This window comes from Streptomyces taklimakanensis, assembly GCF_009709575.1.
Classification (GTDB): Bacteria; Actinomycetota; Actinomycetes; order Streptomycetales; family Streptomycetaceae; genus Streptomyces; species Streptomyces taklimakanensis.
Genome location: NZ_WIXO01000001.1, coordinates 5,188,208 through 5,207,924, shown reverse-complemented (window position 1 = coordinate 5,207,924; position 19,717 = coordinate 5,188,208). Strand labels below are relative to the sequence as shown.

The following is a 19,717-nucleotide window of genomic DNA, read 5'->3' as shown; positions in this document are numbered from 1 at the left end:
CCGGGATTCCGAACCCGACAGGGTCTGGTCGAAGAGCCGCACGACCGAGTCGAGGACGTCGACCGCGGACTGGGCCGGTAGCGTGAGCAGGATTGGATGGCGCCGGTTCGGCTCCCGCCGCACCAGGGCTTGCGAGGTGAGCCGACGGCCGATCTGGGCAAGGTGACGGCGCCGTTCGGCGGGCAGTGCGAACATGTCGAGCGTGTCGGCGTCCAGGCCGCGCAGGAACTTCGGCTTCTCGACCTCGCAGCCCAGGCGGAACAACAGCGACGGCGAATCATGCTCCATGGCGCGGGCCGGCAGGAACTCGTCCAACTCTTTCGACTCCAGCGACTTCGCCGGCCGCCACCCCGGATACGTCGCCACCTGCCGCAGATGATCCGTACGTGTCTGCTCCCGGGACAACGCCGTAGCCGCGCAGCACCTCCACCGGCAGGCCGAGCTGCCGGGCCAGCCGCCCCACCGCCGCAGGCGGTGCCGACGGCACTTCGTACGGCACAAAGCCCAGCCACGGCAGCGTGCACAACTGCACCGCGGCGCCGAGAACCGTCTGGGGACGCAGGAACTTCCGCAGGAACGCCTCATCGGAGAACACCCGCGTTGCCATCTGCTCGTCCCTCTCGCCGCCGGATTCACTCGTTCAGCCCAACGAGCCACCGGCTCCACAGCAACGGGCCAGGTCAGGGACTACTCCGTTGTTTTTCGGCGAGTACTACCGGGGCCTCGGTTCCCGGCACCGAACCCGTCATCCGCTCGCGGAGTACCGGGCCGCCCCGATGCGCTCCTTGACGACCCTGGTGGTGGCGGGGAGCGTTTCCGCGCCGATGACGAGGGGTTCCTCCGGGAGCCGGAGGAGCCGCAGCGACCGCACGTTCCTCAGAGTGCTCACGTCGATCTCCGGAAGGGGGATCTCCAGGGTCAGCGTGTGCAGGTTGGGGAAGAAGCCCAGCCACTCCCACGTGCAGCCCAGGTCCACTTCCACCCACAGGTGGGTGAGGCGGGCCGGTACGCACTCCCTCGTGAAGTCCTCGGGCGTGATCGGTCCCGACACCTTGATGCGGTCCCGCCCCCCGAAGGAGCGGAGGGCACGCAGCTCCCCCGGGTTGGAGACCGGGAAGTGGAGGTCCTCCCCACCGAGGTGTGCGATGACGTCCTCGGCGAAGCGTTCGGTGTCGAACCGGCTCCACACCCGGGCCAGTTCGGAGCGCACCCGCAGGTCCTGGAGCCCTCGGTACCGGGCGAGTATGGGGATCGCGGCGTCGGTGCCGATGCGGGTCGCCGAGAGCACGGTGTAGTAGGCCTCGTCGTCGGAGAGCTCGTCCGGGCCGGGCAGCAACTCCAGGACGACCGGCCCGACGTCGGCCAACGCGCGTGCCTGGTCGGCCGACCGGGGCGGGATCAGGTCCGCGGCCCGCCGCTGCACCTCGGCCCTCACCTCGGGGGCCAACTCCGTCGCGTGCTCCAGGCAGGCGGCCGCCAACAGGTGGAGTCGGTGGGGGTCGCTGCGCGAGGCGTCGCCCCGTTCGATCAGTCCGGCGAGCAGCCGGGTGCGCTCCATCGGGCGCGCGTGGGCGACGGACATCCGGATGACGTCCTCCCACTGGTCGAGGTGGGCGTGTGCGATGAGGAAGTCGAAGTCGAGGTCCTCGACCGCGGCCTTGGCCCCCAGGTAGTCCTGGAAGGTCCGGTGGATGAAGTCCACCGAGCCGACGCCGGGTTCGCGCAGCAGACCGCTGCGGACCAGCAGGTGGCGGTAGATCTCCTCCACGGTCCCCTGCTCGGCGACCTGCGGCATCGACGGCAGGGTCTTCCCCAGGAGGTCGACGGCGTCGGATCGGTCCATCTCCGAACGGCCGTTCCGGATCATCCAGTAGGCGAGCTTCTGGAGCAGTTGGACCTGATGGGCCTGGCCGATGCGGATCGTTCCCGGCTTGTGGATCCCGCGTTCGCGGTCGCGCCGGGAGAGCAGCATGGAGAGGGCCGCGTCGTAGACCTCCTTGCGGCTGTCGGGGAGGTAGCCGCGGCGGTCCTGGTGGAGCGCGCAGATCAGAGCGCACATGAGGGGGTTGGTGGCGAGCCGGCCCAGATCCTGTTTGGCGCGGACGGCCTGCACCAGTTCCGTGGCGTACTGGTCGCCGATGCCGGCGGCCCGGTGCCACCGCCTGACGAACTCGATCACGTTGTCCCTGCTCATGGGGGCCAGGTCGAGTTCGGTGAAGCCGTCCCCCACCAGCCAGTCCTCCCGCACCGCCGACGGTCGAGAGGTGACCAGCCACCTGTTGTCGGGGTAGGAGCCGATCAGGTCCTGCAGCCAGCGGCGCGCCTCTTGGCGCTCGCTCTCGGGGACCTCGTCGATCCCGTCGATCAGGATCAGTCCGCGCCCCGACCTCAGCACCCTGTCGAGCCAGCCCGTGGGCTGGACGTCGGCCAGGGGACAGCCCACGGCCGACAGGAAGCCGTCGGGGGTGGGGAGGGCGGCGCCGCCCCGGGTCAGCGTGCGCAGCGGGAGCACGAACGGCACCAGACCGTAGAGGTACAGCAGGCGCTCGTCGAGCTGCCTGCGTGCCGTGGACACCGCCAGCCACTGCACGAGTGTCGTCTTCCCGGAACCGGCGACGCCGCGCAGGAGCACGCGGTCGCGCCCCGCCGGCAGGTGGTCGGCGGGCAGCAGTACGGGGACGGCGTCCGTACCGCCGCTCGTCGCGTCCAGGCTCAGGTAGGCGGCGTCCAGTGGCCATTCCTCGGGCGACCCGGAGAGGTCGACTCCGAAGATGGTCAACCTGCCGTGCTTCGTCGCGATGTAGTGGGCGTAGCGCTCCTCGAAGGGGGCGTCGGCCGGTGACGGGGTGCGCGCGATGAGGGTGTCGATCCTGTTCGACAGCTCCTCGATCCTGCGGCTCTGCTCCAGCAGGGTGCGCGGCACGAACGACGAGCGCTGGGTGAAGAAGTGCAGGATGTGCAGGCAGGCGGTGTCCACCACGCTCGCGTGGAGCGCCACCGCGTCGCCGGACAACCCGAGCGTGGCCGCGCGGTTCTGGGACCTCAGGTGCTGGGAGAGGGCCAGGTGCCCCAGTCGCACCGCCTGTACGTCGTCCATGTCGAGGTCGCCGACGGAGCGCAGCGAGTCGGCCACCGCGTGGATCACGGCGCGCCGTTCGTAGGACGGCAGCCGCTCCTCCATCCCCGTCGACTGCGTGGCGCGTCCGACCAGTTCCTCGGCGATCCCGTACAGGTCCTTGTCGGTCAGCGTGCGTCTCTCGCCCTTGAACGACACCAGTCCGGGGACGTGTGCCGGCCTGTCGACCAGGTCCGCCCCGACGCCGTCGCGCCTGAACAGCCTCTTGACCAACGGGGCGACCACGGCCGAGGCGAGGCGAGCGCCGATGGCGACGGGTTCCATCCATCCCCCGGGGTGTGTTCGTTCGACGACCGACCGTCATGCTCAGCGTAGGTCACGGACCGACGGCGTGGGAGGACATCGCCCGACGGGGACCGGAGGGGGCGAACCGGCCGTGGGCCCGGCCGTCGCGGCCCGCTCGCCGCGCGGGCGGCCGTCAGGCGGTGGGGGACAGACCGGCCAGCCGGGCCAGTCTCCGGTAGGAGTCCAGGCGCAGGCCGTGGTCGTGGGCGTTGAGGGTGAGCAGCAACTCGTCGGCACCGCTGCGCCGCGCCAGTGCGCCGAGCGCGGCCGCCACCTCCTCCCCCGTTCCGTGCACCTGGGAGGCCCGGGCCTCGGCGAACAGCGCGCGTTCCCGCTCGGTCGCCTCCCGCGCGAGCACCTCCCGGGGCGGAAGCAGCGGCGGGAAGACGCCCCGGGTGCGGGAGACGACCGTCGCCCACGCCTCCGATGCCTGCATCGTCTCCGCCTCCTCGGCCGTGGCGCCGGCCGCCGCGCTCACCGAGACGACCACGTACGGCCTTCGGTACGGCTCCGGGGCCACGGCGGAGGGGCGGAAGGCCGCGCGGTACTCCTCGATCGCGCGCAGCATCCGCTCCTCGCCGCGGGCCGGTGCGGTGACCAGCGGCAGCCCTCGCTCGGCGGCGAGCCGTGCCCCCGAGCCGGTGGCCAGCACGAACACCGGCACCCGCAGCCCCTCGGAGGGCACGGCGCGCACCCGCGGCGTACTCCGGGCGCCGTCGCCGGAGAACCAGCCCAGCAGCTCGGCCAGGTCGTCGCCGAACCGCTCGGCGTCCTCCTTCCCGGCTCCCAGGGCCCGCCGCACGGCGTCGGTGAAGCCGACCGAGCGGCCCAGGCCCATGTCGATCCGGCCGGGGAAGAGCGACTCCAGCACCCCGAACTGCTCGGCGACCACCAACGGCCGGTGGTTGGGCAGCATCACCCCGCCCGTGCCGACCCGGACGCGGGTGGTGGCCGAGGCGACGGCCGCGGCGAGCACCGTCGGCGCGGAACCGGCGACACCGGGCACGCCGTGGTGTTCGGAGACCCAGAAGCGGTGGTATCCCAGCGCATCGATCTCCCGGGCGAAGCGCACGGTGGCGCGCAGGGCCTCGTCCGCGCCCTCCCCGCGTCGGATCAGGGAGCGGTCGAGGACCGACAGTCGGACAGTGCGCAGCGTGTCGTCGGTCATGTCCGTTCCAACAACCGCGACCGTACGGGATTCCCGGCCGGGCCTCCGCTCGGAGCGGATTGTTCCGGGACCACGGTTCCTCCGCGTCTCGCGGGAGGCAACCTCGGAAGCGCGTTCGTGCGTCTGTGGTCGACAGGACGAACGCGGAAAGTGGGGAGACGCCGGTGCGTGTCACGTTGGGTGAGGAGATCATGCTGTTGTCGCTGGACGACGAGTCCGGTGCGACGCAGGACTGGTCCTCCACGGGCTGGGGGGTCGCGGGCGGCATCCTGCTGGATCTGGTCATGGCGGGCCGCGTCGCGGTGGACGACGGACGGCTGACGGTCGTCGACCGCACCCCGACCGGTGTCCCCCTGCTCGACGGACGCCTGGAGCGGATCGCCGACTGGCTGGGGGACGGGGGTCGGAAGAAGACGTCCGGCTGGTTGACGAAGGACCAGCCGAAGGCCGTGGCGGACGCGGTGGACAGCCTGTGCGAGCGCGGTCTCGTCGCCGAGCGGCGCCACCGCGTGCTCGGCCTCTTCCCCGTGCGGCGTTATCCGGAGGCGGACGGTTCGGTGGAACGGGAGGTGCGCGAGCGTCTGGTCTCCGTGGTCGTGGACGGCGCGGAGCCCGACGACCGCACCTGCGGACTGGTCGCCCTGCTGCACGCCACGCGCCTGTACCGGCAGGCGTTCCCGGATCTGCCCCGCAAGCGGGTCGAACCCCGGATGGCGGAGATCGCCGAGGGCAACTGGGCCGGTGAGAGCGTCCGCGGGGCGATCCGCGACGTGCAGACGGCGGTCGTGGTGATCATGGCGGCCACCGTGGTCACGACGACGTCCTGAGAGCCGACCTCGGCTCCGTTCCCGTTGGGCTCCCCACGGAGGCGTGGTGGCGCGCCCGAACGGCGAGGGGCCGGGGAGACGTCCTTCCGTCTCCCCGGCCCCTCGCCGTGTCCCGCCCTTCCGGCCTCGCGGCTCCGGCGGCTCAGAACAGGCCCTTGTAGCCTCCCCAGCCGGCGGAGATCTCGTACCGGCCGGTGAAGGTGCCGTTCCCCTTGCCGTTGTTGCGGTACAACACCCCGGCACGGTCACGCACCACGATGTCGGCGTGCCCGTCCCCGGTGATGTCGCCCACCCCCACCAACGTGTCGTAGGACAACCCCCAGTTCGCCACCAACAGCACCCGGTCCTCCAACAGACCGGTACCGGTGCCGTCGTAGCGGAACAACGCGCCGTCCCCACGGTGGGCGAGCACCTCACCGTGACCGTCACCGTCCAGATCACCGACCCCGACGATCTTGGTGTACGACGTCCACGCCGACCGGATCTTCCGACCCGCCGCCAGCGTGCCGTCGCTCCGACCGGCGAACAGCTGGATGTCGCCGGTGGCGGACCGCCGCCCCAACAGATCGGCGCGCCCGTCCCCGGTGATGTCACCCGGCGAGGTCAACACGTCATAGGCGTTCCACCCGGTGCCCAGGCTCGTGTACGGCGTCTCCGGCCCCACCGGATCACCGCACTCGGGCCGGTACCCCCGCAACTCGCCGCCGTCCGTCCGCACCAACACGTCGTTGCAGCGATCCCCGTCCAGATCCCCGAACGAGACCACCAACACCGAGTTCGACCACCCCAACGCCGAGGTCTTGCCCGAGAAACCGCCCGCACCGTCCCCCTGCTGGAACGTCAACCAACCACCGGTACTGACCGTGATCATGTCCGCCACACCGTCCGGCTGCTTCGCGCCGGCGTGGTCGTGTCGCACCTTGTTCGCGCCGCGCAGCACGACCGTTCCGTCGTACGACAGGGCGGCGCCGAAGCCGTCCGCCGCAGTGACCGACAGCGTCCAGTCGTACGCGCCGTCCGGGAGGAACACGTCGCTGGTCAGGCCCGGATGGAGCCCTCTCCAGCCGACGGAGAGCCTCCCCTTCGCCGAACCGCCCGTGACCGTGTCCACCGTCCGGCCGGTCACGGCGTCGCGCACCGTCAGCGTCCAGCGGTCGGCCGGCTTGGACAACAGCACGGAGGTGACCCGGGACGGTGTGGCGTCGGCGGTGGCCGCCCACACCTCGGGGGCGTTGTCGGGAGCGCCGAGCGCGGCCAGCGGCCGGGTCGGGACCCCGGAGGGCACGAGGTGCACGCGCTCTTGGTCGTCCACCCACGCCACGTGCCCGCCGAACTCGTCCACGGTCCAGCGCACGTTCCGCTGCGAGGTTCCGGTGTCGGGCAGCTCCGCCAGGACCCGGCCGGAGGCCGTCCCTCCCGCCACGGAGGTGAGCGTCAGCTGCCCCGAGGACCGGTCGTGGGTGACGACGTAGCCGTCGCCGAGCAGCGCCTCACCCGACGGCACGGTCACGGTCCTCTTCGCCGCCGGGTCGTGGACCACCGACGGCCCGTCCCCGGCGCAGTCGACGTACAGCCGGCCTCCCACGGCCTGGAGTTCCTCGGGAACGCAGCCCGCCCCGGTGTCCACCGTCCGCACCGTCTCTCCCGTGCGCAGGTCGTACGCAGTGACCGCGCCCGCCGTGCCGCTCGGGCTCCACAGCAGATCGCCCCAGACGGCGGCGGCGCCCGGGGCACGGGTGAGGACCGGGCCGGCGTGGTGACCGATCCGGTGGACCGTCTGCTCCCCGGGGGCGGTGTGGACCAGGTACTCCCCGGACACGTCCGTGATCCGGCCGCCCGTCCGCACGGAGTAGGAGAAGTCCTCGTACGTGCCGGGGCCGTCGACCCGGATCGTGTCCCGCCCGTCCGTCCCCCGGTCCAGCCAGACGATCCGTCCGTCCGCGAGGCCGTGGACGCGCGAGCACTCGGCGTCCTGCTCCGGACAGGGGGCGAACCGCGTGGCCGAGTCGGTGAACAGGGTGCGCTCGCCGAACTCGGGGGTGCCGGTCTCGGCGACCGTCCGTTGCCAGACCTCCCGCCGCCCACGGCTGTCGTCGGCGACCATCAACCGCCCGTGGGCCAGCGACACGCCCCGGATCGTGACGCCCGGACGCGGGAGCGGCTTGACCGTGACGACCGTCGGCCTGCCGTCCTCGCCCTCGACCACGCGGTGGACGCCCCAGTCGTCCTCGTCCTCGGTGCCGGTGCGGCCGACGACGACGGCGGTGTGACCGGGGGCGGCGGAGATCTTCGGGCGGACGTCCGTGAAGAGCGTGACCGCCTCGCCGCCCTCGGCCGGTACGGCCCTGACGGGTGCCGTCGCGTGGGAACGCCGGTAGAGCAGCCAGTCCCCCACCGCCGTCAGGTGGTGGGCCGGATTGACCGAACCGCCCTCCAGCTCCACCTCGACCGGGGCGGCGGACGGGTCGGCGCGCGGCACCACCAGGAGGGCGTTCTCGAAGGTGCTGTACAGCACCAGGTGGCCGGAGGTCAGGACGGCGTACTGGTAATCGACGGGGACCGGAGCGGTCCAGCCCCGGACCCGTCCCGTCCCGCGGGCGACCAGGGCGATCCGCTGCCGTCCGTCCACCCTGACGAGGAAGGCGATGCTCTCCTCGTCGGCCACCACGGGCCGGCCGATCTGCGATCCCGCCGGCAGCCCCCCGACCACCGTGTCCTCGGTGGTGCCGCCGGCTTCCGGGGTCAGCAGGTGCACCTCCCTGACGACCGTCCCGTCCTCGGCCGTGACCGTTCCGAAGGTGACGACCGTGGTCCCGAAGACGCCCAGGAACCCCTGTTCCCCGGGGATGTCCACCGTGTGGGTCGTCCCCTCGGGCACATCCCGCAGGGTGACCCGGTTCCCGTCCCGGTGGGCGAGCACGTCGTCGCCGGTGGACTGCGGCGCGGGCAGGTCGTCCCGGTCGGGGACGGGGACGGTCTCCCCGTCGGAGTAGCGTGTCCACTGACGGCCGGAACGGCCCTCCAGGGTGTGGAGGACGCCCCGCGCTCCGGCGCCGTCCGTGCTCCACGGGGATTCCGCGCCGTAGAGGACCGCCGAGACGTCGGAGGTGCGTTCGGTGGCCGGCACCACCGTCTCCCGCGGGACGTCCGTCGGTGCCGCGAGCGCCGGCGGGCCGAGCGCGGCGACCGTGGCGGCGGACACGACGGCCGCGACGGCGGCGACCGCCGCGCGTCCGACCCGTCGACCGCGCGCGAAGGTGTGGCGGGCCACAGAGATCCCCTCCCCGAAGAATCCGGCCGCGTGGGGAGGGGAACGGTCACCGTCGAGGAGACCGGAGCCCCGGACGAACTCCCGTACGAACCCCATGCGTTGTGTGCCGGGATCGTAACAGTGTTCGGAGGGTCCACGGCTGTCGACGGACCGCGCGAAGGCCCCTGCCGGACGGGGTGGCCCCCGTCAGCCGGCCGGGAAGTCCACCACCCGGTCGCACCAGCGCTCCAGGAGCACCCGATCGTGACCGACCGCGAGGAGCGCGGCGCCGTGCTCCCGACGGTACCGCTCCACGGTGGCGACGAGGGCGGCGGTGGTGGAGGCGTCCAGCATCGCGGTCATCTCGTCGCAGACCAGCAGTCCCGGACGCAGCACCAGCGCGCGGGCCAGGCAGGCGCGTTGGAGTTGGCCGTCGCTGACCTCGTGGGGGCGGCGGGTGAGGAGGTCGTCGCCCAGGCCGACGGAGGCGGCCAGTTCCGGGAGGCGCTCGGGGATCTCGGCCCGGCGTCCGGTGGCGCGCAGGGGTTCGGCGATCAGGTCGGCGAGGGTGAGGCGGGGGTCGGCGGCGAGGCGGGGCTGTTGGAAGACCACACCGACACCGGTGCGCAGCTCGCGGGGGGCGCGGTGACGGAAGCCGCGCGCCGTCCGGCCGGCCAGCCGCACGGTGCCCGACCAGGGGCGGTGGAGCAGGGCGGCGACACGGGCGAGGGTGGACTTGCCGCAGCCGCTGGGGCCGAGCAGCCCGACGGCCTCACCGTCGGCGACGGTCAGGGACACCTCCCGCACCACGGGCACGCGGCGGTCGTACCCGGTGGTGATGTCGCGCAGTTCGAGCGCCGGGGCGGACGCCGGTTCGAGCGCTGTGTCAGGCATCGGCGGTCTCCGGTTTCCGGGAGTGCGCGTGGTGACAGGCGACCGCCCGGTCGAGGCCGCCGGACCCGGCCCTCAGGGCGGGTACGGCGGCGCAGGCATCGGTGGCGCGGTCACAGCGGGGGGCGAAGGCGCAGCCGTCGGGCAGGGCGTCCAGTTCCGGTGGCATGCCGGGGATGGGGACGAAGGAACGCTCGGGCAGGGCCTCCAGCAGACCGCGGGCGTAGGGGTGTCCCGGCCCCGGCTCGCCGAAGAAGTCCTCCGCGGCGGCGATCTCGACGACGCGGCCGGCGTACATCACCGCCACCCGGTCGGCGACGCGCTCGGCGGCGGCCAGGTCGTGGGTGATGACGAGCAGTCCGTGGCCCGCGTCCACCTGGCGGCGCAGTTCGTCGACGGTGCGGTCGACCAGGTCGCGGTCCAACCCGGTGGTGGGCTCGTCGGCGATCAGCAGGGGGGCGTCGCCGACGAGGGCGAGGGCGGTGGCGGCGCGCTGGGCGAGACCGCCGGAGAGCTGGTGGGGGTGCCGGTCGAGGTGGTCGGCGGGGAACGCGGCGCGTTCGGCCGCCCGCTCGACGGCGGCGCGCAGTTCCGGTCCGCGGGCGTCGGTCAGCTCCCGCACCGTCTCCTCCAGGTGGGAGCGGACGGTGCGCACCGGGGTGAGGTGGGCGGCGGGGCTCTGCGGGATCAGGGCGATGCGGCGGCCGCGCACGGTGCGGGCCAGGGCGCGCTCACCGGCGGTGAGCAGGTCGAGGCCGTCCAGCAGGGCGGCGCCCCGCGTCTGCGCGTTGCCGGGCAGCAGGCCCAGCAACGCCGAGGCCAGCACCGACTTGCCGCACCCGCTCTCGCCGACCAGGGCCAGGCACTCCCCCGCGGCCAGGTCGAAGGACACGTCCGTCACGGCGGCGACGGTGCGCCCGCCGCCCATGCGGAACCGTACGGACAGCTCCCGTACGGAGAGGTGGCAGGAGTGCGCTGTCACAGCATCAGCTCCGATCGGCGACGCGGGTTGATCCGCTCACGCCAGGCGCCGGCGAGCCCGGCGACGGCGAGAGTGGGGACGACGATGAACAGCCCGGGCCAGAGGGCCGGCCACCAGGCGCCGGCGAGCAGGGTGCCGCGCGCGGACTCGACCATGGTGCCGAGGCTGGCCTGGTGGGCGGGGATGCCCAGGCCCAGGAAGGAGAGCGCGGACTCGTGCCAGATGGCGTGCGGGACCATCAGCACGGCCGCCAGCCCGGCCTGCGGCAGCACCCCGGGCAACAGGTGCCGTACGGCCACCCGCCGGCGCGACGCACCGCCGGAGATCGCCGCGTCGACGAAGGGACGGGTGCGCAACGAGTGCACCTCGGCACGGACGATGCGGGCGGTGGACAGCCAGTGGGTGAGGCCGACGGAGGCGATGACGGGCCAGACGCCGGGCCGGAACATCGCGACGATGAAGATGCCCAGCAACAGGTGGGGCACGGCGGCGAAGACGTCCACGATCCGCATCACCAGCCGGTCGACGCGGCCGCCCAGCGCCCCGGCCAGGCCGCCGACGGCGATGCCGACGACCGTGGCGACCAGCGCGGCCACCACCCCGACCAGCAGGGAGACCCGCAGTCCGTAGACGCAGCGCAGCAGCAGATCGCGCCCCATCTCGTCGGTGCCGAAGGGGTGGTCCGGGGAGGGGGGCCGAAGTTTGGCGGCCAGGTCGACGGCCTGTTGGTCCAGGGGGAAGAGCGGCGGTACGAGCACCACGGCCAGGACGGTGACGGCGACAAGCGCGGCCGAGCCGCGGGTGCGCAGCGTGCGGGCGCGGGTGCGGCCCGGACGTCCCCCGTCGGCGGGGGTGTGCCAGTCGGCCGGGGGCCGGGCGGGCCCGGTGGGCCCAGTGGGCGCGGACGAGGACGGGGCGGGGGCGGTCACATCGCCTCCAGGTCGATCCGGGGGTCGGCCAGCGCGTACAGCAGGTCGGCCAGCAGGTTGCCGGCCAGCACGGCGGCGGTGGCGAGCACCGTGACCGCCGCCAGCAGCGGGAAGTCGCCGGCGGTGGCGGCCTTCACGGTGGCCGAGGCGATGCCGGGCCAGCTGAAGACGGTCTCCACCAGCAGGGCGCCGGTGATCAGTTCGGGGATCCGGGTGCCGACGAGGGTGAGCACCGGCAGCAGCCCGGAGCGCAGGGCGTGGCCCAGCAGGACGGTCCGCTCGCGCAGGCCGCGGGCGCGGGCTCCGCGCGCCGGGTCCTCGTGCAGGGCGTCGGCGACGCCCTGGCGCACGTAGAGGGCGAACCAGGGCAACTGGGAGAGGCCGAGCACGGTGGCGGGCAGCACCAGGTGGCGGATCAGCGACCCGGCGGTGACGGTGTCCTCGCCGGTGTCGGTGAGTCCTCCGGCGGGCAGCACGCCGAGGTGGAGCGCGAAGAACCACACGGCCAGCAGCCCGAGCCAGAACGGCGGGGCGGCCTGCAGGACGTACGCCGCGCCGGTGACGCAACGGTCGAGCCATCCGCCCTGGCGGCGTGCGGCGGCGACGCCGAGGGCGGTGCCGAGCGCCACCGCCAGGGCGAACGCGACCGCGCACAGCAGCATCGACCAGCCCAGCCGCTCGCCGACGACCTGGGTGACGGGCTGGCGCAGGGAGATCGACTGGCCGAGGTCGCCTCCGAGGGCGGAGGTGAGCCAGCGCCACCAGTGCTCGGTGAACGGGCCGTCCGGGGCGAGGTTCTCGCGGAGCTGGTCGAGGGTGTCCTGGGAGGCGCGCAGTCCGGCGCTCCCGGCGTACTGGCGCACCGGGTCGAAGGGGGAGGCGGCGGCCAGCGCGAACACGCCGAGCGTCACGGCGACCAGGACGGGGACGGCGGCCAGGGCGCGCCGTCCGACCAACCGGGCCATGGGGACCCAGGCCAGCCCCGCGCGGGGGCGGCGGCCGTGCGCTCCCGGTTCCGCTCCCGCCGGCGTCGGGGCCGGTTCCTTCACGGGCGATGTCACCGCTTGGGCCGCCAGTCCTCGACGTTCCACCAGGGGCCCGCGCCCAGGCCGTGGTCGTGGGGCTCGACCTGGGTGGTGACGCCTTCCCAGGCGTCGTCCATCACGTACACGTGGTCGATGTGGGTGAGGAAGGTGTAGCCGGGGTTCTCGGCCAGTTCGCGCTGGACGGTGGCGTAGGCCTCGGCGCGGGTGTCGCGGTCGCCGGAGCGGCGGCCCTCCTCCAGCGCGCGGTCGACGGTGGGGTTGTCGTAGGCGGCCATGTTGTTGAAGCCGTCCAGGGCGAGGGAGGAGTGCAGCAGCGGGTAGAGGTCGAAGTCGGGGTCGGCCGGGCTGCCGCCGCCGGAGAGGACGGCGTCGTGTTCCATGCGCGGCTCGATGACCTCCCAGGTGCCGGACTCGACCGTGATGTCGATGCCGATCCTCTTGGCGTCGGAGGCGTAGGCGAGGGCGTGCTCCTGGCGGAGCCGGTCGCCGGAGGGGTACCAGAGGGTGAAGGCGGCGCGCCGGCCGTCCTTGCGGCGCACTCCGTCCTCGCCCGGCTGCCAGCCGGCCTCGGCGAGGATCTCCTCCGCCCGCTCGGGGTCGTGGCGGCGCTCGGTGCCCTTGGCGAACCAGGGGCTGTCGGTGGGCACGGGCCCGTAGGCGGCCCGCCCCGCGCCGTTGAGGACGCTGTCGACGATGGCGTTCCGGTCCACGGCGACGTCCAGGGCGCGGCGGACGGCCCGGTCGCCGGTGACCGGGTTCGCGGTGGGCAGGGTGACGGCGCGGAAGTCGGCGGTCCTCGCCCGTATCACGCGCTTCCCCCCGTCCTCGCCGAAGGTGTCGGCGAGGGCGGGCGGCAGGACGGCGGCGTCGAGGTCGCCGGAGCGCAGTCGGGTGGCGCGGACGTCGTCGTCCTTGATGATGGCCATGGTGAGCTTCTCGACCTTCGGCGCACCGCCCCAGTAGTCGGGGTTGGCCTCGAAGGTGAGCTTCTCGCCCTGACTCCAACCGGTGAGGACGTAGGGCCCGGTGCCGATCGGATCCGTGTTGTACGGGCCGGTGTTGACGTCCTGTCCCTCGACCGCCTCCTTGGAGACGATGGGCAGGACGGTGCGCTCGGCGAAGGCCGCGTAGGGGTACTTCAGCCGGAAGACGACGGTGTTCTCGTCCCGGGCGGTGACGCTCTCCAGGGCGTCCAGTTCGCCCTTGGAGGGGTTGTTGGTCTTCTCGTCGAGGATGGTCTCGTAGGTGAAGACCACGTCCTCGGCGTCGAAGGGGCTGCCGTCGCTGAAGGTCACCCCGTCGCGCAGGGTGTAGGTGTACGTCAGGCCGTCGTCACTCACCTCGGGGAGCTTCTCGGCGAGGGCGGGGCGCAGCTCCATCTCGGCGTCGTGCCGCAGCAGTCCGTCGAAGATCTTGGAGTTGCCGTCCTTGCCGTAGCCGAGCAGGGGGCTGAGGGTCTCCGGTTCCTGGGCCATGCCCACGACCAGGGAGGCGCCCGCTCCGTCGGCGCCTCCACCGCCGCCGGACGGCGCGGAGCAGGCTCCCGTGCCCGCCAGCACCGCCCCGGCCACCGCGGCGACGGCGGTCGTCCGTATCGCCCGGACTCGCATGATCCACACCCCTGTTGCCCTTGGTCTCCTGTTGCAAGCAGGTTGCAATTAAACATCAGGAACGCGCCACCCCGCCCGCCACCCCTCCCCGCCCGTGCGACGCGCGGACGGGATCGCGACGCTTTGATCACCCTCCGGTCACCCGACGGTCACAAACGGGATTCCGAACCGGTTTATCTGAGCCGGCTTTGGACTAGACCTTGACCCCCTCATTGGTGTGTGCCAAATCTGTGCAGGCCCCCCACACGCCCATGTACCACGGCAACCTCCAGGGGACTGTCATGCCCGTTCGCCAGCCCGTCCGGCCCCTCGCCTCCGTCCTCGCGTCCACCGTGCTGCTGCTCGGCGGCTGCGGCCTGCTCGACGACACCGCCGGGGACGAGAGCAGGACCCTCGACGTCTGGTTGATGCGGGGCAGCCTCTCCGAGGACCTCACCGACGGCCTCGTCCGGGACTACGAACGGCGCAACCCCGGCGTGGAGGTGAAGGTCACCGTCCAGGAGTGGCCCGGCATCGACAAGAAGGTCACCGCGGCCCTCGACTCCGGTGACGCCCCGGACGTGATCGAGGTGGGCAACACCCAGGTCGCCCAGTACGTGGAGGCCGGCGGCGTCCGCAACCTCACCATCGAGGTCGGCGACCTCGGCGGCGACCACTGGATCCCCGGCCTGGAGGAGCCGGGGAAGATCGACGGATACCAGTACGGCGTCCCCTTCTACGCCGCCAACCGCGTCGTCATCTACCGCGAGGACCTCTTCGAAGGCGCCGGCATCACCTCGCCGCCCACCACCCGCGAGGAGTGGATCGAGGTCACCGAGCGTCTCGACCGCCCCGGACAGCAGGGCATCTACCTGCCCGGACAGAACTGGTACGTCCTGGCGGGCTTCATCTGGGACGAGGGCGGCGAGCTGGCCACCGAGCTCAGCGGGCAGTGGTCGGGGGCGCTCCACACTCCCGAGGCGCTGCGCGGGATGGAGTTCTACAAGCAACTCCAGGCCCTCGGCGCCGGCCCCGTCGACTCCGACGAGGCCGACCCCGAGCAGCGCGGTGTCTTCGCCGAGGGCGGGATAGCGCAGTTGATCGACGTGCCCGGCGCCGCGGAGCTGATCACCGAGGCCAACCCCGAGCTGACCGGCAAGCTCGGTTTCTTCCCCATCCCCGGCAAGACGAAGGACGAGCCCGGCGCGGTCTTCACCGGCGGCTCGGTGCTGATCATCCCCGAGAAGGCCGCCGACCAGGAGGAGGCGTACTCCTTCGTCAAGCTGGCCACCGGCGAGAGGTGGCAGCGGGAGTTGGCCCGGACGATGAGCGTGGTGCCCAACAGCACCGAGCTGACCGACGCGCTGCGGGACGACCCCGGCGCGGCGGCGATGGCCCAGGGCGCGCGCAACGGCCACGCCACCCCCAACTCGCCGCGGTGGGGCAGGCTGGAGGCCGACAACCCGATCAAGGAGTACCAGACGAAGGTGCTGCTGGGCGCCGACCCGGCCACCGCGGCGCGCGAGGCGTCCGAGGAGATCACCAGGATCCTGGGCGGCCGCCGCTGAGCCGGCCTCCCAGAACCCCTCGTCCTCCGGGGCCGGGCCCGGCCACCGCGGCGGCCGGGCTCCCGGAGGTCAGGCCGTCAGACCGCGCTCCCGCAGCCACAGCAGTTGCTCGTACGGCTGCGAGGCGCGGCCGCCGCCGTGGTCGCCGAAGTGCCAGACCCGGATGTCGCGGTCGGTCCCCGCGTAGCGGTGGTAGGCGGCGAAGACCGTCGAAGGCGGGCAGACCGGGTCCATCAGGGCGACGCTGAAGAGCGCGGGAACGGTGGCGCGGGGCGCGAAGTGCAGCCCGTCGAAGTAGTTCAGGGTCGCGAAGACGGACTCGGGATCGGTGCGCTGGTGCACTCCGAGGTAGTGGGCGATCTCCGGGTAGGGGCCGGCCGAGGCCACTTCGGCGCTGCGCCGGTAGTGACACATGAAGGGCACGTCCACCAGCGCCGCCGCCACCTGCCGCGACGCCAGCCCCGCCACGGCCAGGGCCAGTCCGCCGCCCTGGCTGCCGCCCGCGACCACCACCCGCTCCGGGTCCACCGCGGGGTGGTCGCGCACCGCGTCCACCGCGCGCACGCAGTCGGTCACCAACCGCCGGTAGTAGTGGTTGGCCGGGTCGTCCAACCCGCGCGTCATGAACCCGCCCACGTACTGCGGGGTGGTCGCCGGCTCCGGGTCGGGGGTGTCGTGGCCCTGCCCCCGGCTGTCGACCACGAAGGTGGCGTAACCGGCCGCGCTCCACAACAGGTGCTCGATGTACAGGCCGCGGCCCCCGCCGTAACCGATGTAGTTGACCACCGCGGGCAACGGCCCGTCCGCGCCGCGCGGCAGGATCAGCCAGGCGGCGACGGGCTGGCCGCCCCAGCCGGGGAAGCGCACGTCGAACACCTCGACGGTGGTCAGCGGCGCGTCCTCGACCCGCCGGTACTCCGCCGGGCCCGACGCGGCGGCCCGCGCGGCGGCGAGGGTCTTGGACCAGAAGTCGTCGAAGTCCTCGGGTTCGGCCACCTCGGGTCGGTAGTCGCGCAGTTGGTCCAGCGGAAGATCGGTCAGCGGCATGCGGGTGTCCCGTCCCCTCGTAGCGACAAACGACAGAAAGCGCTTTCCCCGGAGAACCTACGACCGGGCGCGTCCCAGGTCAACGACTACCCGGGGCACCACGGGACAGGCCGGTCTCCGACGTCCGGCGTCGGCGCGCACGGCCCCCGCGAGCGCTCCGCGCCGCTCCCGCGCTCCCCTGAGGTCCACGGTGCCTCCGCCCAGCCGTTCGAACCGACGGCTGTGGGATCGACCACGCGTCCCGCCCCGTCCTGGTCATCCGGGGACCGCCCTGCCAGGATCACTGCCATGGCCAACGATCTCCTCCGTGATGTGTATGTGGTGGATGCGGTGCGTACCCCGGTGGGACGGTACGGCGGGGCGTTGGCGGGAGTGCGCCCGGACGACCTGGCCGCGCACGTGGTGCGCGCACTGGTCGACCGCACCCCCGACCTGGACCCGGCCCGCGTCGACGACGTGGTCTTCGGCAACGCCAACGGCGCCGGCGAGGAGAACCGCAACGTCGCCCGCATGGCCGTCCTCCTGGCCGGCCTGCCCGTCACCGTCCCCGGCGTCACCGTCAACCGCCTGTGCGCCTCCGGTCTGGAGGCCGTCGTCCACGCCGCCCGCGCCATCGCCGTCGGCGACGCGTCGGTCGCCATCGCCGGGGGCGTGGAGTCGATGACCCGCGCCCCCTGGGTGATGCCCAAGCCCGACCGCGGCCACCCCGCCGGCCACGCGCAGATGTACTCCACCACCCTGGGCTGGCGCATGACCAACCCGAACATGCCGCCCCAGTGGACCGTCTCCCTGGGCGAGGGCGCCGAACAGGTCGCCGACAAGCACCACATCACCCGCGAGGACCAGGACGCCTGGGCCCTGGCCAGCCACCACAAGGCCGCCCGTGCCTGGGCCGACGGCCACTACGCCCGCGAGGTCGTCCCCGTCGACGGCGTGGACCTGGACCGCGACGAGACCATCCGCGACAACACCTCCCTCCAGGCCCTGGCCCGCCTCAAGCCCGCCTTCCGCCCCGAGGAGGGCACCGTGACGGCCGGCAACTCCTCCCCCCTCAACGACGGCGCCGCCGCCCTGCTGCTGACCGACGCCGCCGGTCTGAAGGCCACCGGACGCGAGCCCCTGGCCCGCGTCCGCGCCTCCGCCACCACCGCCGTCGAGCCCAACCTCTTCGGCCTGGGCCCCGTCGACGCGGTGCACCGGGCCCTGGAGAAGGCCGGCCGCGCCTTCACCGACCTGGCCACCGTCGAGCTCAACGAGGCCTTCGCCGCCCAGGTCCTGGGCTGCCTGGCCGAGTGGCCCGAGCTGGACCCGGCCCTCGTCAACCCCCACGGCGGCGCCATCGCCATCGGCCACCCCCTGGGCGCCTCCGGCGCACGCCTGGCCGGCGCCGTCGCCCACCACCTGGCCGCCACCGGCGGCGGCACCGGCCTCGCCGCCCTGTGCATCGGCGTCGGCCAGGGCCAGGCCCTCGTCCTGGAACGCTGAGCGCGCGGGGCCGACGGTCACCCGTACGGCCCCGCGCCGCGCCCGGTGCCGCCGCATGACGGCGGCACCGGGTGGTATCCATCTGCGCCATGGAGTGGTTCGCGGCACCCGAGTACTGGCTGAGCCGGACGGTCCTGCAACGGGCCCTGGCCGCCGTCTACCTCGTCGCGTTCGTCTCGGCCGCCCTGCAGTTCCGGGCGCTGATCGGCGAGCGCGGCCTGACCCCGGCCCCGGCCTTCCTGCGTCGGGTCCCCTTCCGCGCCTCCCCCAGCCTGTTCCACCGGCACTACTCCGACCGCTTCTTCGCGGCCGTGGCCTGGACCGGCGCCGCGCTGTCGGCCGCGGTGACGCTGGGCGCGGCCGACCGGGTGCCGCTCGCGGTCTCCATGGCGATGTGGGCGCTGCTGTGGGTGCTCTACCTGTCGATCGTCAACATCGGCCAGACCTGGTACTCCTTCGGTTGGGAGTCGCTGCTGTTGGAGGCCGGCTTCCTGGCGGTCTTCCTGGGCAACGCGGGGGTGGCGCCGCCCCTGCCCACGCTGCTCCTGCTGCGCTGGCTGCTGTTCCGGGTGGAGTTCGGCGCGGGGCTGATCAAGTGGCGGGGCGACGCCTGTTGGCGCAGGCTCACCTGCCTGGACTACCACCACGAGACACAGCCGATGCCGGGCCCGTTGAGCTGGTTCTTCCACCATCTGCCCAGGCCCCTGCACCGGGTCGAGGTGGCGGCCAACCACGTCACCCAGCTCGTGGTCCCGTTCCTGTTGTTCGCCCCCCAGCCGGTGGCGACCGGCGCCGCCCTGGCCGTGCTGGGCACCCAGCTGTGGCTGGTGGCGTCCGGCAACTTCTCCTGGCTCAACTGGCTCACGATCGTGCTCGCCCTGTCCGCCGTGGACACCTCGTCGGTCCACGACGCCCCCGCGCACGGCCCGACGCCCCTGTGGTTCGAGGTCGCCGTGATCGCGGTGACGGTCCTGGTGGCGGTGCTCAGTTGGTGGCCGGTGCGGAACATGCTCTCGCGCCGTCAGGAGATGAACCGCTCCTTCAACCGGCTCCACCTGGTCAACACCTACGGTGCCTTCGGCAGCGTGACGCGGCTGCGCCACGAGGTGGTGATCGAGGGCACCGACGAGGAGGAGGTCACCGACACGACGCGGTGGCGGGAGTACGAGTTCCGCGGCAAGCCCGGGGACGTGCGCAGGCTGCCGCGCCAGTGGGCGCCGTACCACCTGAGGCTGGACTGGATGATGTGGTTCGCCGCCCTCTCGCCCTCCTACGCCGCCCCGTGGTTCACGCGGCTGCTGCGGAAGCTGCTGGAGAGCGACCGGGACGTGCTGCGGCTGTTGCGGACCGATCCCTTCCCCGACGCGCCGCCCGCCCATGTGCGCGCCCTGCTGTACCGCTACCGCTTCACCACCTGGCGGGAGCTGCGGTCCACGGGCGCCTGGTGGGACCGCGAGTTGGTCGGGCCGTACGGCCCGCCGGTCTCCCGGCGGGCCTCGGAGCCCGGGTGAGAG

General features: G+C 73.1%; 13 protein-coding genes and 2 pseudogenes. 4 read left to right on the top strand and 11 right to left on the bottom strand.

Annotated elements, in window-relative coordinates:
• Positions 1-312 precede the first annotated feature (312 nt).
• The 4 genes and pseudogenes from F0L17_RS28555 to F0L17_RS22890 all read right to left on the bottom strand — a co-directional run.
• A pseudogene (locus tag F0L17_RS28555) lies at positions 313-366 on the bottom strand (hypothetical protein); the annotation flags it as partial.
• Positions 367-424: 58 nt separating this feature from the next.
• Positions 425-607 (bottom strand): annotated as a pseudogene (locus F0L17_RS28550) (DUF4158 domain-containing protein); the annotation flags it as partial.
• A gap of 138 nt (positions 608-745) precedes the next feature.
• Entirely contained in the window at positions 746-3,400 is a 2,655-nt protein-coding gene (locus tag F0L17_RS22895; RefSeq protein ID WP_202917918.1) for an NACHT domain-containing protein, read from the bottom strand.
• A 154-nt stretch (positions 3,401-3,554) separates the two neighbouring features.
• A complete protein-coding gene (locus F0L17_RS22890) occupies positions 3,555-4,589 on the bottom strand; it encodes an MsnO8 family LLM class oxidoreductase (RefSeq protein ID WP_155072523.1) in 1,035 nt (344 codons plus the stop codon).
• 164 nt (positions 4,590-4,753) lie between these two features.
• On the opposite strand from F0L17_RS22890, the gene F0L17_RS22885 reads away from it, so the two are divergent.
• A complete protein-coding gene (locus F0L17_RS22885; RefSeq protein ID WP_162466587.1) occupies positions 4,754-5,416 on the top strand; it encodes a GPP34 family phosphoprotein in 663 nt (220 codons plus the stop codon).
• A gap of 142 nt (positions 5,417-5,558) precedes the next feature.
• Here F0L17_RS22885 and F0L17_RS28375 read toward each other — a convergent pair whose 3' ends face one another.
• The 6 genes from F0L17_RS28375 to F0L17_RS22855 all read right to left on the bottom strand — a co-directional run bounded on the left by F0L17_RS28375 (position 5,559) and on the right by F0L17_RS22855 (position 14,124).
• Positions 5,559-8,687 (bottom strand): FG-GAP-like repeat-containing protein, encoded by a 3,129-nt coding sequence (locus F0L17_RS28375; protein ID WP_338018182.1) that lies wholly within the window; start codon positions 8,685-8,687, stop codon positions 5,559-5,561.
• Positions 8,688-8,873: 186 nt separating this feature from the next.
• Positions 8,874-9,560, bottom strand: coding sequence for an ABC transporter ATP-binding protein (locus F0L17_RS22875; RefSeq protein ID WP_155072521.1), 687 nt, complete (start codon positions 9,558-9,560; stop codon positions 8,874-8,876).
• Positions 9,553-10,539 (bottom strand): ABC transporter ATP-binding protein, encoded by a 987-nt coding sequence (locus F0L17_RS22870; RefSeq protein WP_420802447.1) that lies wholly within the window; start codon positions 10,537-10,539, stop codon positions 9,553-9,555. The genes F0L17_RS22875 and F0L17_RS22870 overlap by 8 nt, the downstream gene beginning before the upstream one ends.
• Positions 10,536-11,348 carry an ABC transporter permease gene (locus tag F0L17_RS22865; protein ID WP_155074056.1) on the bottom strand — a complete coding sequence of 271 codons (813 nt, stop codon included), beginning with the start codon at positions 11,346-11,348 and terminating at the stop codon, positions 10,536-10,538. Before F0L17_RS22865 ends, F0L17_RS22870 begins: the two co-directional genes overlap by 4 nt.
• A 116-nt stretch (positions 11,349-11,464) precedes the next feature.
• A complete protein-coding gene (locus F0L17_RS22860; RefSeq protein WP_155074054.1) occupies positions 11,465-12,433 on the bottom strand; it encodes an ABC transporter permease in 969 nt (322 codons plus the stop codon).
• A 92-nt stretch (positions 12,434-12,525) separates the two neighbouring features.
• The gene (locus tag F0L17_RS22855) at positions 12,526-14,124 is read right to left on the bottom strand and encodes an ABC transporter substrate-binding protein (RefSeq protein ID WP_155072520.1); all 1,599 of its coding nucleotides are present in this window, start codon (positions 14,122-14,124) and stop codon (positions 12,526-12,528) included.
• A 281-nt stretch (positions 14,125-14,405) separates the two neighbouring features.
• Here F0L17_RS22855 and F0L17_RS22850 point away from each other — a divergent pair, with 281 nt between their 5' ends.
• Positions 14,406-15,671, top strand: coding sequence for an extracellular solute-binding protein (locus F0L17_RS22850; protein ID WP_155072519.1), 1,266 nt, complete (start codon positions 14,406-14,408; stop codon positions 15,669-15,671).
• Positions 15,672-15,740: 69 nt separating this feature from the next.
• Here F0L17_RS22850 and F0L17_RS22845 read toward each other — a convergent pair whose 3' ends face one another.
• A complete protein-coding gene (locus F0L17_RS22845; RefSeq protein ID WP_155072518.1) occupies positions 15,741-16,718 on the bottom strand; it encodes an acetylxylan esterase in 978 nt (325 codons plus the stop codon).
• A gap of 288 nt (positions 16,719-17,006) precedes the next feature.
• On the opposite strand from F0L17_RS22845, the gene F0L17_RS22840 reads away from it, so the two are divergent.
• Positions 17,007-18,203 carry a thiolase family protein gene (locus F0L17_RS22840; protein ID WP_155072517.1) on the top strand — a complete coding sequence of 399 codons (1,197 nt, stop codon included), beginning with the start codon at positions 17,007-17,009 and terminating at the stop codon, positions 18,201-18,203.
• 89 nt (positions 18,204-18,292) lie between these two features.
• Positions 18,293-19,714 (top strand): lipase maturation factor family protein, encoded by a 1,422-nt coding sequence (locus F0L17_RS22835; protein WP_155072516.1) that lies wholly within the window; start codon positions 18,293-18,295, stop codon positions 19,712-19,714.
• The last annotated feature ends 3 nt before the right edge of the window (positions 19,715-19,717 follow it).

Bases quoted from the DNA above. Each gene is read 5' to 3' on its own strand.
- F0L17_RS22860 (WP_155074054.1), bottom strand. From the start codon at position 12,433: ATGGCCCGGTTGGTCGGACGGCGCGCCCTGGCCGCCGTCCCCGTCCTG.
- F0L17_RS22845 (WP_155072518.1), bottom strand. From the start codon at position 16,718: ATGCCGCTGACCGATCTTCCGCTGGACCAACTGCGCGACTACCGACCC.
- F0L17_RS22895 (WP_202917918.1), bottom strand. From the start codon at position 3,400: ATGGAACCCGTCGCCATCGGCGCTCGCCTCGCCTCGGCCGTGGTCGCC.
- F0L17_RS22855 (WP_155072520.1), bottom strand. From the start codon at position 14,124: ATGCGAGTCCGGGCGATACGGACGACCGCCGTCGCCGCGGTGGCCGGG.
- F0L17_RS22850 (WP_155072519.1), top strand. From the start codon at position 14,406: ATGCCCGTTCGCCAGCCCGTCCGGCCCCTCGCCTCCGTCCTCGCGTCC.
- F0L17_RS22840 (WP_155072517.1), top strand. From the start codon at position 17,007: ATGGCCAACGATCTCCTCCGTGATGTGTATGTGGTGGATGCGGTGCGT.
- F0L17_RS22890 (WP_155072523.1), bottom strand. From the start codon at position 4,589: ATGACCGACGACACGCTGCGCACTGTCCGACTGTCGGTCCTCGACCGC.
- F0L17_RS22875 (WP_155072521.1), bottom strand. From the start codon at position 9,560: ATGCCTGACACAGCGCTCGAACCGGCGTCCGCCCCGGCGCTCGAACTG.
- F0L17_RS22835 (WP_155072516.1), top strand. From the start codon at position 18,293: ATGGAGTGGTTCGCGGCACCCGAGTACTGGCTGAGCCGGACGGTCCTG.